Genomic DNA, 14,655 nt, shown 5'->3' on the forward strand with positions numbered 1-14,655 from the left:
AGGAGCTGGACATGATCCGGCGCGACGACGCGGCCGACAACCTGCGCGGGCACATCCTACGCCTGGCTGAAAAGCTCGAAGGCTCGGTGCGCAACACCGGTATTCACGCGGCCGGCGTCATCATCGCCCCGACGACATTACCAAGTACATTCCGGTTTCGACCTCCAAGGACTCGGACCTGCTCGTCACGCAGTTCGACGGCAAGGTGATTGAGAGTGCCGGGATGCTGAAGATGGACTTTCTGGGCCTAAAAACCTTGACCATCATCGTCGATGCCCTGGAGCTGATCAAGAAGAACCACGGCGTCGATATCAACATCGACGACATCCCGCTCGACGACCCCAAAACCTACGAGCTTTACCAGCGCGGCGACACGATTGGCACGTTCCAGTTTGAATCCGAGGGCATGCGCATGTACCTCAAGGACCTCAAGCCGACCAACATTGAGGACCTGATTGCCATGAACGCCTTGTACCGGCCCGGCCCGATGCAGTTCATTCCGAACTTCATCAACCGCAAGCACGGCCGCGAGGAAGTGGAATACCCGCACGAGCTGCTGGAGCCCATTCTGAACTACTCCCAGGGCATCATGGTGTACCAGGAGCAGATTATGCAGGCCGCCCAGATCTTGGCCGGCTACTCCCTGGGTGGTGCCGACTTGCTGCGCCGGGCCATGGGTAAGAAGGACATGAAGAAGATGGCCCAGGAGCGGGAGAAGTTCTGCAAGGGCGCGGCCGAGCTGCACGGCATCAAGGAAAAGAAGGCCAACGAGGTGTTCGACGTGATGGAGAAGTTTGCGGCCTACGGCTTCAACCGCTCCCACTCGGCTGCCTACTCGGTAGTGGCCTACCAGACCGGCTACCTCAAGGCCAACTACCCGGCCGAGTACATGGCCGCCGTGCTGACCAACAACATGTCGGATATCAAGAAGGTGACCTTCTTTATCGAGGAAGCCCGCCGCCAGGGTGTGGCCGTACTTGGGCCCGACGTGAACGAATCCATTCTCAAGTTCAACGTAAACGAAAAGGGCCAGATCCGCTTCGGTATGGCCGCCGTGAAGGGCGCCGGTGAGGCCGCCATTGAGAACATTGTAGCGGAACGCGGCAAGAAAGGCCCGTTCACCGATATCTTCGACTTCTCCAAGCGCGTCAACCTGCGGGCCGTCAACAAGAAGACCTTCGAAAGCCTGGCCTTGTCGGGCGCTTTCGATTCGTTTGAGCGCTACCACCGCCGGCAGTTCGTGGAAGCCCCAGCGGCGACCAGAACCTGATTGACAAGGCCGTGCGCATGGGCCAGCAGTACCAGGCCGACCAGGATTCGGCCCAGCAAAGCCTGTTTGGCGGCGGGGCTTTTGGCGCGGTAGCCATGCCCCTGCCCAAGGTGGCCGACATGGAGCCCTGGCCCGCTACTGAGCAGCTGCGCCGTGAAAAGGAAGTGGTAGGCTTCTACCTCTCGGGCCACCCACTCGACGACTTCAAGCTCGAAATCGACTCCTACTGCACCTGCGGGCTGGACAAGGTGGAGAACTATAAAAACCGCGAGGTGACGGTAGCCGGCCTGATTTCGAACGTCATGTTCAAAACCACCAAGACCGGTCAGCCCTTCGTCTCGTTCAGCGTGGAAGACTACGAGTCGTCGTTGAACCTGGCCTTGTTCCGCGACGACTACAGCCGTTTCTCGGCCCTGATTAACCCCCGCAACTACGACAAGGAGCAGGTACCGCCCATGTACATTCGGGGCAAATACGCCCAGCGCTTCCGCGACTCCGACCAGTTCGAGTTCAAGATTCTGACCATGGAGCCCCTGTTCAACGTGGCCGAAAAGCTCGCCAACGGTGTGCGGGTGCAGCTCGACCTACGCACCATCACCGAGCCTTTCATGGACCGGTTTATGGAAGCCGTGGAAGGCTGCGCGGGTTCGAAAAAGCTCGAAATCAAATTCGCCGAGCCCCACGAGCACCTTGCTGTCGACACCTATTCGCGGCGCTACCGCATCGAACCCAAGGAATTCATTCGCCGGATGCGGGCCATGGAAATCGAAGCCTGCCAGTTGATTTAAACGCGGCACTTATATAGCATATAGCAAAGCGGCTTGCAGCACACTTCTGCAAGCCGCTTCGGTATACGGGTACGGCTTATCTTACTACCCGTTTGCTTATTCCGGATTTGTCAATCTTTTAGCCTATGCCGACATCTACCCGTTTTCAGTTTTACCTTTTTCTACTGGCCCTCTGTAGTCTGCTGGCTGGTCCGGCCCGGGCTCAGACTTACTACCTTGATTTAGGTCAGCAACAAATTGTACTGCCCGACCGGGTGCTGCACGTGGAGCAAGTCGTGGATGGGCGGCCCGGCCAATCTCCGACGGTGGGGTTGGTTTACCGCGGCCTTGATAACCGGCAGGCAGCGGTACTCTTTCTCAACGGCTTGGAAGCTGAGCTCAGCTCTTTTCTGCGCAAGCAGCTGCCCGCCCGCACTGGCGACCATGCCGTGGTGCTTTGCGTGCGGGAGCTGCGGATCAATGAGCAGATGGGCAAAATAACGGAAGAGGCCAGTGCTGATCTGGCGGCCGATGTGTACGAGCACCGACCCGACGGCTACCATTTTGTTCGGAGTGTGGCGGCCCGCACCGCCAAGCGTGCCCTGGAAACCACCGCCCAGCATCCCATGCACCTGGCCTTGCTGCTGCAGCAGTGCCTGGGACAGGTAGCGGCCACCGACTGGGCCCAAACCAACTTATCGCCTGCCCGGGCGCTTTCACAACTCGCCACTGATGTTCCCGTTACGCTCACTGCGGCCGGAAAGAAAACACCCTTACCTGCCATTCTGCGACAAGCGCCGCGGCCTGGCGTGTATTATAGCTTCGAGCAATTCTTGGCCAACCGTCCCGATACCACCCTGACCGTGCACGCCGACACAGTGCCCTTGCGGCTGCGAGGCCTCGACGGCCGGCGGCTATGGCGTGGTGTGGCCCGGTTTCGGCCGGTAACTGTAGACGCCAAGGGCAAGAATCAGCCTATGCGCCAGCCCGCCTGGGTTTTGCGGATGGAGAGCAGCTCTACATTCAGCACGAAAAGCGGTATTTTCCTCTGGTACGCCAAGGCAACTTCTTCACGTTTGTGGGCGAAAAGCCGCTCGACCCGGAGTATATACGCGCCAAATCGGAAGCCCAGGTCCGGTCAATGGTAACTGGAGTAGGCACCGTATATGCCCAGAACCATACCGGCGAGCCAACCCCTTATGCCCTCGATATGCGGACGGGCCAAATGGCTCCTTTCCCCAATCCGCTACGCCCCGCCCTACCCGGCTCGATACGGCCTATGTGTATCTGTACCGCCAGAATGATGCTTCCCCGGCGCCCATTCCCGTGTTTGTGGAAGGCAGAGAGGTCGGGAAGCTGCGGCCGAATGAATACCTGGAGCTGCCCTGGCCCTATTATGCCCGGATGCTGCGGCTGTGTTTGGGCGTAGCCACGCCCAACCCTTGCCAACTGCTGGTACCGAATGCTGCCAAGCTGAACTACCTAAAAGTATCGGCTATTCCCGCTACGGCTGGGGAACCACTCTGGCAATGGGTAAGCGCCGCGCAGGGCGAAGCAGATCTTGATGCGTTAGATAAGCTACGGGCTGCCGCGGCCAAGTAAATAGCCATTTGTAAACCCAAAAAAGGGAGCCAGAATCTGGCTCCCTTTTTCATTTCATTGTTCACTTATCTACGAGTTACGGCGCTGCTCCTCGTCGGTGGTATAGCCGCTGCGCTGAGTCGTGGCGTCGTTGATGCGCTCTACATCTACTTCGGTTTTGCGCACCGTGTCACGGATGGTTTCCTCTCGCTCGGTTACTTCCTTGCCCAAGGTTACTTCTTCTACTACGCGGGCTTCTTTGCCTACTACAGCACGTTCGGCGCTTTCCGTGATTTCAATTTCGCCTTCCTTAAAGGCATTGAAATCGGCTTCCGTAGCGGGGCGGTTTACGGGATGACGCTCCACACTTACGTGCTCTTCCCGCAGACGTACGCTGGCTTCTACCGGACGCTCCACGATGCGGCTCCGCAGACGGGCGCCACCGGTTTGCTCCACGCGCTTGCCTACCTGCAGGTTTTCTTCAATCACCTGGGCCGACAGACCTTCTTGGCCCGTAGTGGCACCAGCCTGCAGGTTGTTAGCTCCGGCATAGCCGGTTTGTGCCGCGCGCTCATCCACGTCAACGGCGCCAGCATTATCCAGAATTTCGGCAGCCCGGTGAGCGTGCTCTGCCGACTGGCAGTGTACAGTCAAAATAGAGTGGCCCTGCCGGGCTACGTGCGAGTAGCGGCGGGCATCTTCGGTATCGTCGCCACCAAACAGGTTGCTGAAGAAGTTGCTCACACTGTCCCCGGTACGGCCGGCGGCGTCGCCTACGGCCTCGGTGGTTGTGCCACTGGTGTTCTGGTAGTTGCTGCTATTGGTGCTGCCACCGGCAGTAGCGGCACCGCCCGAGGAGATGTCAACATTTTCCTGAGTAAAACCGGCAGCAATAAGTTGGGCCGAAGCCTGCTGAGCGGCTTGAATATTATCGAAGAATCCTACTACGGTCTGGTTCATTGTGAAAGAATTTAGGGTTGGGGTATGAATAGGTTGTGTTTTCTGTTTTACTGAATGGGCGCCGTTCCTGGCGCTGCGGCCGGGCCGGCTCCGTCGGCCGAATTGCGGGCAACGTGGATTTCCTCGTGCCGCAGCATAATGGGCTGAGTAAGCGTGGTAGTCTGAGTGCGCTTGGTCACCCGGATTTCCTCCACCACCAATAGGCGCGTTACTACTACTTCGCGCAGCACCGGAATAATTGTGGTGTCGCCGTCGTAGCGCAGGCCGGGCGTAGGGGCTCCGTCGGCCACAAACTGGTTGACGGGTACTCGTTCTACCAGCACTTCCTCGTGCTGCAGCGGAATTTCGAGCATTTCTTCCCGCTCGTGAACCGTCTTGGACAGGCGTACCCGACCACTTTCCACCACCTCCCGGTTGATAACGGCCTGTTCTTCGATGACCGGTATTACCAGGGTTGTCCGGGGCAGCGGCCTGCCGGGGCGTTTCGGAAAAATTAGCGGATGGGCGGTTGGGTTCCATGGCCCAATCTTACGCTCCCGTTTTTCGATGGTTCCTACTGTCGAGTTCCCTAAGCCGCCTTACTCTGGCTACTTTTTAGCACTATAATTACCTCTATTTTTACATACTAATATTTTAATAAGCAGCCTTTTAGCTTCCGTAGCCGATATTAAGCTTCTGCATACGCTTATCGAATGAATTGGACAAAACCAGCTAGCATAGATTTGAATTAAAGCATGATTTTTTATTATCTATCCAAAGGAAAGTATAGCAGAGTAGCCGCAAAATTAATTTTCAATATTTATTGAAAGTTTGATAGATACTCCTACATTTGAGCCATGCAACTCGACGAAGCTAAGCGCAGATTCATCGAAGGCTGGGGCACACTGGGCTCGGCCTGGGGCGTGAGCCGCACCATGGCCCAGGTCCATGCCCTGCTGCTGGTATCGTTGGGAGCCTTGAGCACCGAGGACATTATGGACCAGCTCCAGATTTCGCGGGGCAACGTGAACATGAACGTGCGGGCCCTAATGGACTGGGGTATCGTGCGCAAGGAACTGCGGCCCGGCGAGCGGCGCGAGTTCTTTTCGGCCGAGAAAGATATTCACCGGGTAGCCACGCTTATCTTAAAAGAACGCCGCCGCCGGGAGTTGGAACCCATCATGCGTGTGCTCAGTGAAATCAGTCAGGTAGAGCCTTCCGCTACTGCTACAGCCGAAGAAACCGAGGCCTTTACCCAAATGATTGGCAGCATCCACAACTTTGCGGAGTTTGCCGACCGAGCCGCTGCTACCTTGATTAAAGCCGATGAAAACTGGTTTCTCAGCACCTTCATGAAGCTCATGCGCCCCAGCCAACCATAAGGGCCTATTTTTTTACTTATTTCTTTCAAATTTTACTGAAAGTTTCATACAAGTCATAATCCATTCTATTTTCCTGTCTGTCCGCCTTTCTTCAGCCTACCAACAACACAGCTTTATGACACGGCCTAAAATGATTCTCGCCGGTGGTAATGGGTTCCTGGGTCAACACCTGACGCGCTATTTCACCCAACTGGGCTACTCCGTAGTAGTGCTTAGCCGCCAGCCGCAGGCGCGGGGTGTGCAGTGGGACGGGCGCACGCTTGGGCCCTGGGCCGCGGAGCTGGAAGGAGCCGCAGTAGTAATTAATCTGGCGGGCCGCACAGTTGACTGCCGCTACACCGCGGCCAACAAGGACGCCATTACCCGCAGCCGCACCGAAAGCACCCGGGTCATTGGCCAAGCCATTGGGGCTTGCCAGAATCCGCCGGCGGTGTGGCTCAACTTATCGACAGCCACTATTTATACCCACACCGAAGGCAAGGAGCCCGCCAACACAGAGGCGGCCGGGTTATTGGTCACAACTTCTCCGAAACGGTAGCTCAGCAGTGGGAAGCGGAGTTTTGGCAGGCTGCTACTCCCCACACGCGCCGCGCGGCCTTGCGCACAGCCATTGTCCTGGGTCCTGATGGTGGCGCCTTGCCCGTCGTGGCGCGCCTGGCGCGGTATGGCCTGGGCACGCCGCAGGGCACGGGCCGGCAGTGGGTAAGTTGGCTCCACGTGCTGGACTTTTGCCGCGCCGTGGAGTTTCTGCTGTCCCGCCCCGACCTGGATGGCACCTTCAATTTCTGTGCGCCTACTCCCCTGATTAATCAGGAGTTTAATGGCCTGCTCGACCATTACTACCGGCCACGCTTGCACCTGCCCCAGCCCCGGTGGCTGCTCGAAATTGGCGCCCTGCTGCTCAGAACCGAGACCGAGCTTATTCTGAAAAGCCGCAAAGTCGTGCCCCAGCGGCTAACCCAGGCGGGCTTTGCCTTCCAGTTTCCGACCTGCGACCTGGCCCTGGCCGACCTGGTACCCCAGCTGCCCTAGCTTTTTCGACCGGCTGAGCTTCTGTGCTTCTTATTCGTTTGTTTTTTTCACTTCTAACTCCTCTCTGTCATGAATTACCACTTGCTCGTTTACGGGGTATATCTGCCCGTCACGGTCCTGCTCACGGTATGGGTAGCCCGCACGCTTTTCACGAACGGCCGCACGTTTCTGGTCGATATCTTCCACGGCAACGAGCAGTTGGCTGATTCGGTCAACAAGCTTCTACTCATGGGCTTTTACCTCATCAACATCGGGTATGCCACTCTGACGCTCCGCAGTACTGACGAAATCAGCAGCTACCAGGCCAGCGTCGAAACGCTTAGTATCAAGATTGGCACCATCATCCTGATTCTAGGCGCCATGCACTTCTTTAATCTGTATGTGTTTTATAAGCTCCGCCACCGCGCCCAGGAGTATGCCCGCGCCTATCAGTTTGTGGTCGATAAAAAAGCGTAACTCTTCTTCCCTCCTACTTGGCTTGGCCGTGAGCTACCGGCAGAGGCGAAGCTTTCCGCCCGGTGAGGGAAATATGACAAGCTGGCCGGTGAAACTTTCCGGCGCGGGACTTGTTGAACTCCCAATCTGCTACCTTGCAGCCCCAAGTTTCGTAAGGAGCATTTTCATTGTCACCACAAACCCCCTATTGTCATGGGACATAAAGCCATCGAGATTACCGATGCTAACTTCGACCAGATTATCAACTCCGACAAACCCGTGCTCGTGGATTTCTGGGCCGAGTGGTGCGGTCCGTGCCGCATGGTCGGCCCGGTAGTTGAAGAGCTGGCCGGTGAATATGAAGGCCGGGCCGTGATTGGCAAGGTCGACGTAGACTCCAACCCCCAGACCTCGGCCAAGTTTGGCATTCGCAGCATTCCGACGCTGCTCGTGTTCAAAAACGGTCAGATCGTGGACAAGCAAGTAGGCGCCGTGCCCAAGCACGTGCTGGCCCAGAAATTGGATGCCCAGGTAACCGCCTAACTCGTTTAGCGGCCCACTACATAGTAAAAGCCCTGCTGTTCTCCGGAACGGCAGGGCTTTTTTGCGGCTGGGAAGCAGGATTAGTAGCTCTCGTCGGGGTTGCCGGCCCGGGCTTCGGAGGGAGGTGTCTGGGTAGCTTTCACGCCGCCAAACAGCTTGAAGTTGGGCGCAAACATGATGGGCAAGGTATAAGTCATGGCGGTGGGTACGTTGTATTCTCGTCCGGGTTTGAAGGCCGGCAGGGCGGCCACCACCCGGCGGGCTTCGATATCTACTTCGGGCGCCAGGCCGCGCACCACCCGTACCTGACTTACCCGCCCGTCTTCGCCCACCGTGTACGAGACGTATACTTTGCCGGTGATATTCTTACGACGGGCCGCTTTGGAGTAAATGGTATTGCGGGCCAAATACTGCATCAGAGCTGCCTGCCCGCCCGGAAACTCGGCTGACTGCCGGCGGCGTGGCACTCCGGCATACAGCTCCCCTTCCAGATTAAAGAACTTCAGATTAGTACTCCGGCCGTTTTCGAGCCGCTCCACGGCGCTAAGCTGGCCCGTATCGTAGTAGTAGCGCCACTCGCCGTGCGGGCGGCTGGCCACGTACGTACCCTCAGAGCGTTTTTGCCCGTTGCGGTGCACACTAATCCACTTGCCCGTACGCATCCCGTCGGTGTACTCCCCGCGCTGACTCACCTTGCCATCCTCATACCACGACACGTACACGCCGTCGGCCTCGTCGTTGTGGTAGTGCACTTGCCCGGCCTTGTTACCATTCGGATGATACCAGGTAAACAAGCCATTGCGCACGGCCGGCTCGAGGCCCGTAAGAGTACCCCGTAGCAGCAGCGTACCGTTGAGGGCATAGTCACGCATGGCGTAGCCGCCCTCCCCTTTCTTACGGTCCACAACGCGGTAGTGGGTGGCGCTATCCGGTACGGTTTCCTCGTCGCGGGCATTTAAATAAACGGCAGGCAGGCTCTGCGCGCGGGCCGTGGGCAAAAAGGCTGCCGTCGCCAAAAATGCAATGAGTAGCGCTTTCATGGATTTGCAGACAGTAATCAGCTAACGAAAGATACTTACTTACTTGGTTCTAGCCAAGTAGCGGTAAACCAGACTTTAAATCTACGGTATTCACGGCTAGTTCACTATACTCGGGTACTCGAAATTTACAGATCTGGTTTCCAGGAATAGTGCACAATCAAAAAACTGACTTCGATGCCGCTATAGACACAGAAGGGCCAGCTCCCTCGCCGTTAAGCAGGAAGCTGGCCCTTGTAAAAACGCTGTTAGAAATACGTACTTACTGCAGCTGAATTGCCCGATTCATGGTTTCTTCCAGCGAAATAAGCGTTTCGGTACGCTCAATTCCTTCGATAAGCTGCACCCGGTCGTGCAGTACGTCGCGCAGGTGCTGGGTGTCGCGGCATACCAGGCGGGCAAATACGCCGTAAGCGCCGGTGGTAAAATGAATGCTCACGACTTCGGGAATTTCCCGAAGTTGCTCTACCACGCTGGCATACACCGAGCTTTTCAGCAGATAAATTCCCAGGAATGCGCTTACGCCATAGCCTAGCTTTTGGTAATCAATTTTGAGGGTAGCCCCCTTCACAATGCCTAATTCCTCTAAACGCGCCATTCGGACGTGCACGGTGCCCCCTGAAACGTGCACCTTACGAGCAATTTCGGTGTAAGGAATCTTGGCATCCTCGATCAGAAGGGCCAATATTTTGCGGTCGGTGTCGTCAAGTTCGTAATTGCGGGCCATTTTTCAGCGGGTTGATTGCCTAATTTGCAAATCTTCGTCAGTGATACTAAAAATTATGTAAAGTTTATGCCATATGTCTGCAATTATTTTATGTATTCAATTGAAATACTAAATTTGTTACAATCCAACGCAAACGGTGCTGGACCATCTTGTAGAATGATGAAACTGGCAGACATGCCCTCCTCTCTCGGGGTGGTGAATTGGGAGAAACTGGTCCGGCGGCCGGCTAACTACACCGTGGAGGTTCGAACCCTTCTTCTACAGCTGATCAGTTGGACAATGTGAGGAGGGAAAAACCAGGACGTATCTGGGTGGGTACGTTCTTCAAGAGGCTGCATCTGGGTGGGTGCAGCCTTTTTTTGTAGTAATAATCTGCGGTAGAAGCTGTCAATTCTCTGCTTCTGAAACCCAACTGGGTGCAAAGGAAATCAAAAAACAGAAGAAGTTGAAAGTTGGCATATAAAAGGCCAAGCCTAACCAAGTGATAGTTCGGAACGGGTATAGCAGTAGTCATTCGGGGAAAAACAGTTGCACAACCGGATATAATGCCCATTGACAATAAGGGAGTACAAAATCAGGCAAAAGGTTGCTTAGCTTAAATGATAAAATGCGCAAAAGCCGAAGTAGCATTGAATAAGAGTAGACTTACTCAATACCACTTCGGCTTTTCCTTGCGAGGAAAATAAACGGTATCAGGACCTTATTTTACTGGCGTGCCACGGCAGCGCTTTGCCGCTGGTGCTGGGCCTTGCCCGCGTCCAGGAACGCAATAAACTTGTTCACATCCGACTCATACGTCACCGCTGAGGTCAGAACTACCGGATTTTCCAGAGTGCTGCTGGGGCTGAGCAAAGTGTAGTACGGCTGGGCGTTCATGTTGAAGCGGCTGATCTGGAAATCCAGGTTTTGCTCGCCCAGGGTCTTTTTCACGCGTTGGTCGCGCTTGGAGGTGTACCACTGGTCGGCGGGCAGCTCAGTTTTATCATCAGCATACAAGGCCACGATGATGTAGTCGTCGCGCAGGCGCTGCAGCACACGCGGGTCGCTCCACACGCCTGCTTCCATTACCCGGCAGTTGCCGCAGTTGTGACCGGTGAAGTCCACGAAGATGGGTTTGTTCTTCTGCCGGGCACATTCTAGCGCTTCCTGCAAAGTAAAGTAGCCCGACAAATTGTGCGGCAGCTCCAAGGCATCAGCATAGCGTGGGGTAGTACAAAGCGTGTTGGCGGCGGCTTGCACCGGAGCTTGGCCCGAGCTAAGCCAGGCGAAATCCTGGCGGGCAGGCGGCGGAGCCAAAGCTGAGAGAGCATTGAGCGGCGCGCCAAACAAGCCGGGCACCATGTAGAGCATAAACGACAACGCCACGGCGCCTAACAGCAGGTGAGGCACACTCACGCGCGGATTGTCGCTGTCGTGGGGCAGGCGAATTTTGCCCAGCAGGTACAGGCCCAGCAAACCCGCCAGCACAATCCAGATAGCCAGAAAAACCGGCCGCGGCAACAGGCCCCAGTGGTACGACAGGTCGGCCGAGCTCAGAAACTTAAAGGCCATGGCCAGCTCCACAAAACCGAGCACCACTTTCAGCGTGTTGAGCCAGCCGCCCGAACGGGGCATGGACTTCAGCCAGGTAGGAAACAGGGCAAACAGCACGAAGGGCAGGGCAAACGCCGTAGAAAAGGCCAGCATGCCCAGCGTGGGCCGCAGCAACTCGCCGTTAGCCGCCGCAATGGCCACTGAGCCGACAATAGGTACGGTGCAGGAAAATGATACGAGCACCAGCGTGGCCGCCATGAAAAACAGGCCCGACCAGCCGCCCTTATCAGCTTTAGCGTCTACTTTATTGACCAAGCTGCTGGGCGCATTGATTTCGAACATGCCCAGAAACGACATGCCAAACAGCAGGAAAATAACGAAGGACAACAGGTTGGGCAGCCAGTGGGAGCTGATAACGTTGGCGGCATCGGCCCCAAAGAGCAGGCTCACTACCACGCCCACGCCGGTATAGATGCTGATGATAGACAAACCGTAAACCAAGGCCTTGCTGATGGCCTCGCCCCGGCTGCTCTTGTTGGTAAAGTACGAAACCGTCATGGGCAGCATGGGATACACGCAGGGCATGAGTACTGCTACCAGGCCGGCACCGAAGGCCAGCAGCAGGTATTTCCACAAGCTCATGCCGGTACCAGCGGGCTGATTGGAAGTCGTGGCGGCCACCGCAGCGGCTCCGGTGGCTATTTCCGGTGTTGCAGCAGGAGCCACAGCCGTCGGCGCTTCGGTTGTGGCTGAAGCCGGGGCCGTAGCTACTGCAGCCGTATCGGGAAGTGGAGCCGGGGTAGCAGCAGTGGCGCCTGATGCCGTAGCAGGAGTAGCGGCCGAGGAAGCAGCCGCAGCCGGCGGCGCGGTAGCAGCTGGCGTTTCGGCCGCAACGGCCGTCCCACTCACCTCGATGGGCCCGAAGCTTAGGGTTTCGTTGCCGGGAATGCAGCGGCCGTCTACGTCGGTGCAGCTCTGGTATTCGACGTCCGCCTTGACGGTCAGCGGGCCGGGCTGTAGCACGCGGATGCGCTGCCGGATCTGCCCGGTTCTCTCGAAGTACGTGACGTCGCCTTTAAACACGTCGTCAAACTTCTTTTTGGCGCCTACCGACTTGGGCTTCCCCACCAGCTCGTAGGCGGGGCTTTTGGCAAAGGTGAAGGCAAAAACGGTAGGCCCCAGGTCGGGGTCGAAGTCGGTGGCGTAGAGGTGCCAGGTGTTATCAATGCGGGCATTGACAATGAGGTCGACCTCCTCCCCCGCCTTGGCCGTGGACTGGCTGGTGGCAACGCTGAGCTTGGCGGGCGTGAGCACCTGGGCGGCAGCCTGACCAATTAGCAGCAGCAGGAACCACAGGGATAGCAGTATTTTTTTACTAAAAAGCATGAAGCGGAGTTAGAACAACGACAGCGTTGGAAACAAACAAAGTACGGCAGGAAGTGTCACAATCTTATTATTAAGGCTGCACCCCAGCCCCGCTTGGCCCTGCCAGCCCCGCCCGCAGCGGTGGTCAACCGGCAGCAGATAGCAACTGAGCCGGAACCGCTTGGGTAGAATCTCGTACTTTTGCATTACAAAGGAAGCCAGGCCGGTCGAGTCTTGCTCCCGCACATATGGGATTAAAAATACTACTGACGTTTTTGTTGGTGCTGATAAACGGCTTTTTCGTAGCCGCTGAGTTTGCCTTCGTTAAGGTCCGCCTGTCACAGATTGAGATAAAAGCGCAGGGAGGAAACCGCTTGGCCAAGCTGGTCGAGAGCATGCTGCACGACCTGAACTACTACTTATCCGCCACCCAGCTGGGCATTACCCTGGCTTCGCTGGCGCTGGGCTGGATCGGGGAAAGCGTAGTAGCGGAGGTCGTCATGGCGATTATTCACCAGCTCAACATTACCGTTTCTGACGCGGCCGTTCACAAAATTGCCCTGTTCACGTCGTTTACCCTGATTACCGTGCTGCACATCGTGCTCGGCGAACAGGCACCCAAGGTTCTGGCAATTCAGAAGCCCGAAACGACTTCCATGGCCATTGCCATCCCCTTGCGGGCCTTTGCGTTTGTCACCTTCCCCTGATCTGGGTGCTCGACCGGCTGTCGAATATCGTAGCCGGCTTGTTTGGGGTAGCGCCACGCATGGCACCGAGGTGCACACCTCGGAAGAGCTGCGCCTGCTGCTGGATCAAAGCAAGCAAAGCGGCGAAATCCAGGAGTCGGAGCACGAGCTGATCGAGAACGTGTTCCAGTTCAACGACCGGATGGTAAAGCAGATCATGGTGCCCCGCACAAAGCTTTCGGCCATCGACGTGGCTACGCCCCAGGACAACATCCTGGAAATCGTCTACAACGAAGGCTACTCCCGCATTCCGGTGTTCGAAGACAATATCGACAACATCGTGGGCGTGCTCTACGTGAAGGACCTGCTGCCGATTGTGCGTCGCCACGAGCCGATTGTGCTGTCCAAAATCATGCGCCCGGCCTACTTCGTCCCGGAGACCAAGAAAATCAACCGGCTGCTGCGCCAGTTTCAGCGCAAGCACACCCACATGGCCATCGTCTCGGATGAGTTCGGCGGGGTCTCGGGCATTGTGACCATCGAGGATATTATGGAGGAGCTGGTGGGCGAAATCCAGGATGAGTATGACAACGAGGTACCGGTTGTCGAGAAGATTTCGGAAACCGACTACCGCGTCAATACCTCTACCCCGATTTCCGACGCCAACGAGTACCTGCCCTACCCCTTGCCCGAGGGCGACGACTACGAAACCGTAGGTGGCCTGCTCAACGTCATCTATGGCAATATTCCGGAAGTAGGCGACGTGGCCGTGCTCGACAACTACGAGTTTCGGGTATTGCAACGCTCCCGCCGGGCCGTGGAGTTGGTACAGCTTCGGGTTACAGCCGATGAGGAGCGCGAACTGGAACCCGGCGAAGGTTTGGATATGTAAGTCGGCGCAAGTCGCCGTTTACTACAGAAAAGCCCGTTCTTAGTCAAGAACGGGCTTTTTTTATGCTTGTATCTAGCTTGTACAATAGTCTAGCTCGCCGCTACAATCCGCAAAACTGCCAGCAGCACTCCGACGCCAATGGCAATCCAGACGCCCTTGGAGACTTTGGTGGGCTTAGTTGGTGCCTCGGGCTGCTTCGTGGCCTGCTGCTCGGCCTGGCGCTGCTCGGGAGCCACTGCCAGGACGGCCGCCGCCTGCCGGGCTGGCGCCGTTACGGGCTCAGGAGTAGGATGAGCCGTGCTAGCTGTAGACGTAGCAGAAGCTACCAGCTCAGTTGGTGCTGACGGATGAGCTACGGATTGGGCCTGGGAAGTAAAGGTGGTAACGGCCATCAGGCCGCCGAGGAAAAGAGAGTAAGGCTTTTTCACAAAGAATGTGTTGAATGGGTCCTGAACAGTATGCCCAG

General features: G+C 56.7%; 17 protein-coding genes and 1 pseudogene. 12 read left to right on the forward strand and 6 right to left on the reverse strand.

The features are described 5' to 3' along the window. Positions 1–11: 11 nt before the first annotated feature. The 5 genes and pseudogenes from MUN79_RS32315 to MUN79_RS27295 all read left to right on the forward strand — a co-directional run. Positions 12–187, forward strand: a pseudogene (locus MUN79_RS32315) (hypothetical protein); the annotation flags it as partial. After that, positions 179–1,270: a DNA polymerase III subunit alpha gene (gene dnaE, locus MUN79_RS32320; protein ID WP_262923087.1), complete on the forward strand. Its 1,092-nt coding sequence runs from the start codon at positions 179–181 to the stop codon at positions 1,268–1,270. The pseudogene MUN79_RS32315 and the gene dnaE, both read left to right, overlap by 9 nt. A gap of 11 nt (positions 1,271–1,281) precedes the next feature. After that, on the forward strand, positions 1,282–2,058 hold the full coding sequence (locus MUN79_RS32325; protein WP_262922955.1) for a DNA polymerase III subunit alpha: 777 nt from the start codon (positions 1,282–1,284) through the stop codon (positions 2,056–2,058). Positions 2,059–2,183: 125 nt separating this feature from the next. Then, positions 2,184–3,185, forward strand: coding sequence for a hypothetical protein (locus MUN79_RS27290; protein ID WP_244675610.1), 1,002 nt, complete (start codon positions 2,184–2,186; stop codon positions 3,183–3,185). 133 nt (positions 3,186–3,318) lie between these two features. Next, positions 3,319–3,639 carry a hypothetical protein gene (locus tag MUN79_RS27295; protein ID WP_244675611.1) on the forward strand — a complete coding sequence of 107 codons (321 nt, stop codon included), beginning with the start codon at positions 3,319–3,321 and terminating at the stop codon, positions 3,637–3,639. Between the two features lie 69 nt (positions 3,640–3,708). On the opposite strand, the gene MUN79_RS27300 is transcribed toward MUN79_RS27295, so the two are convergent. Together MUN79_RS27300 and MUN79_RS27305 are read right to left on the reverse strand one after the other, a co-directional pair. Next, positions 3,709–4,578 (reverse strand): YsnF/AvaK domain-containing protein, encoded by an 870-nt coding sequence (locus MUN79_RS27300; protein WP_244675612.1) that lies wholly within the window; start codon positions 4,576–4,578, stop codon positions 3,709–3,711. A 47-nt stretch (positions 4,579–4,625) separates the two neighbouring features. Further along, entirely contained in the window at positions 4,626–5,072 is a 447-nt protein-coding gene (locus tag MUN79_RS27305) for a YsnF/AvaK domain-containing protein (RefSeq protein WP_311136802.1), read from the reverse strand. Positions 5,073–5,414: 342 nt separating this feature from the next. Here MUN79_RS27305 and MUN79_RS27310 point away from each other — a divergent pair, with 342 nt between their 5' ends. The 5 genes from MUN79_RS27310 (at position 5,415) to trxA (ending at position 7,949) form a co-directional block, all read left to right on the forward strand. Then, positions 5,415–5,939 carry a GbsR/MarR family transcriptional regulator gene (locus tag MUN79_RS27310; RefSeq protein ID WP_244675614.1) on the forward strand — a complete coding sequence of 175 codons (525 nt, stop codon included), beginning with the start codon at positions 5,415–5,417 and terminating at the stop codon, positions 5,937–5,939. A 115-nt stretch (positions 5,940–6,054) separates the two neighbouring features. Further along, positions 6,055–6,477: an NAD-dependent epimerase/dehydratase family protein gene (locus MUN79_RS27315; protein ID WP_244675615.1), complete on the forward strand. Its 423-nt coding sequence runs from the start codon at positions 6,055–6,057 to the stop codon at positions 6,475–6,477. 59 nt (positions 6,478–6,536) lie between these two features. Continuing rightward, positions 6,537–6,971 carry a DUF1731 domain-containing protein gene (locus tag MUN79_RS27320; protein WP_244675616.1) on the forward strand — a complete coding sequence of 145 codons (435 nt, stop codon included), beginning with the start codon at positions 6,537–6,539 and terminating at the stop codon, positions 6,969–6,971. A gap of 69 nt (positions 6,972–7,040) precedes the next feature. After that, entirely contained in the window at positions 7,041–7,427 is a 387-nt protein-coding gene (locus tag MUN79_RS27325; protein ID WP_244675617.1) for a hypothetical protein, read from the forward strand. Between the two features lie 192 nt (positions 7,428–7,619). Then, positions 7,620–7,949, forward strand: coding sequence for a thioredoxin (trxA, locus tag MUN79_RS27330; protein ID WP_135464677.1), 330 nt, complete (start codon positions 7,620–7,622; stop codon positions 7,947–7,949). Positions 7,950–8,029: 80 nt separating this feature from the next. Here the strand turns inward: trxA and MUN79_RS27335 are convergent, their stop codons facing one another. The 3 genes from MUN79_RS27335 to MUN79_RS27345 form a co-directional block, all read right to left on the reverse strand. After that, the gene (locus MUN79_RS27335; protein ID WP_244675618.1) at positions 8,030–8,989 is read right to left on the reverse strand and encodes an energy transducer TonB; all 960 of its coding nucleotides are present in this window, start codon (positions 8,987–8,989) and stop codon (positions 8,030–8,032) included. A gap of 259 nt (positions 8,990–9,248) precedes the next feature. Beyond that, positions 9,249–9,713: an Lrp/AsnC ligand binding domain-containing protein gene (locus tag MUN79_RS27340; RefSeq protein ID WP_100337573.1), complete on the reverse strand. Its 465-nt coding sequence runs from the start codon at positions 9,711–9,713 to the stop codon at positions 9,249–9,251. Between the two features lie 705 nt (positions 9,714–10,418). After that, the gene (locus MUN79_RS27345; RefSeq protein WP_244675619.1) at positions 10,419–12,632 is read right to left on the reverse strand and encodes a protein-disulfide reductase DsbD family protein; all 2,214 of its coding nucleotides are present in this window, start codon (positions 12,630–12,632) and stop codon (positions 10,419–10,421) included. A 227-nt stretch (positions 12,633–12,859) separates the two neighbouring features. Between MUN79_RS27345 and MUN79_RS27350 the strand changes: the two genes are divergently transcribed. Further along, positions 12,860–13,318, forward strand: coding sequence for a CNNM domain-containing protein (locus MUN79_RS27350; protein WP_244675620.1), 459 nt, complete (start codon positions 12,860–12,862; stop codon positions 13,316–13,318). Positions 13,319–13,388: 70 nt separating this feature from the next. Continuing rightward, the gene (locus MUN79_RS27355; protein ID WP_244675621.1) at positions 13,389–14,189 is read left to right on the forward strand and encodes a hemolysin family protein; all 801 of its coding nucleotides are present in this window, start codon (positions 13,389–13,391) and stop codon (positions 14,187–14,189) included. 89 nt (positions 14,190–14,278) lie between these two features. On the opposite strand, the gene MUN79_RS27360 is transcribed toward MUN79_RS27355, so the two are convergent. After that, a complete protein-coding gene (locus MUN79_RS27360) occupies positions 14,279–14,617 on the reverse strand; it encodes a hypothetical protein (protein WP_244675622.1) in 339 nt (112 codons plus the stop codon). Positions 14,618–14,655: the final 38 nt, after the last annotated feature.

The sequence above is a fragment of the Hymenobacter cellulosilyticus genome (assembly GCF_022919215.1).
GTDB classification, from domain to species: Bacteria; Bacteroidota; Bacteroidia; order Cytophagales; family Hymenobacteraceae; genus Hymenobacter; species Hymenobacter cellulosilyticus.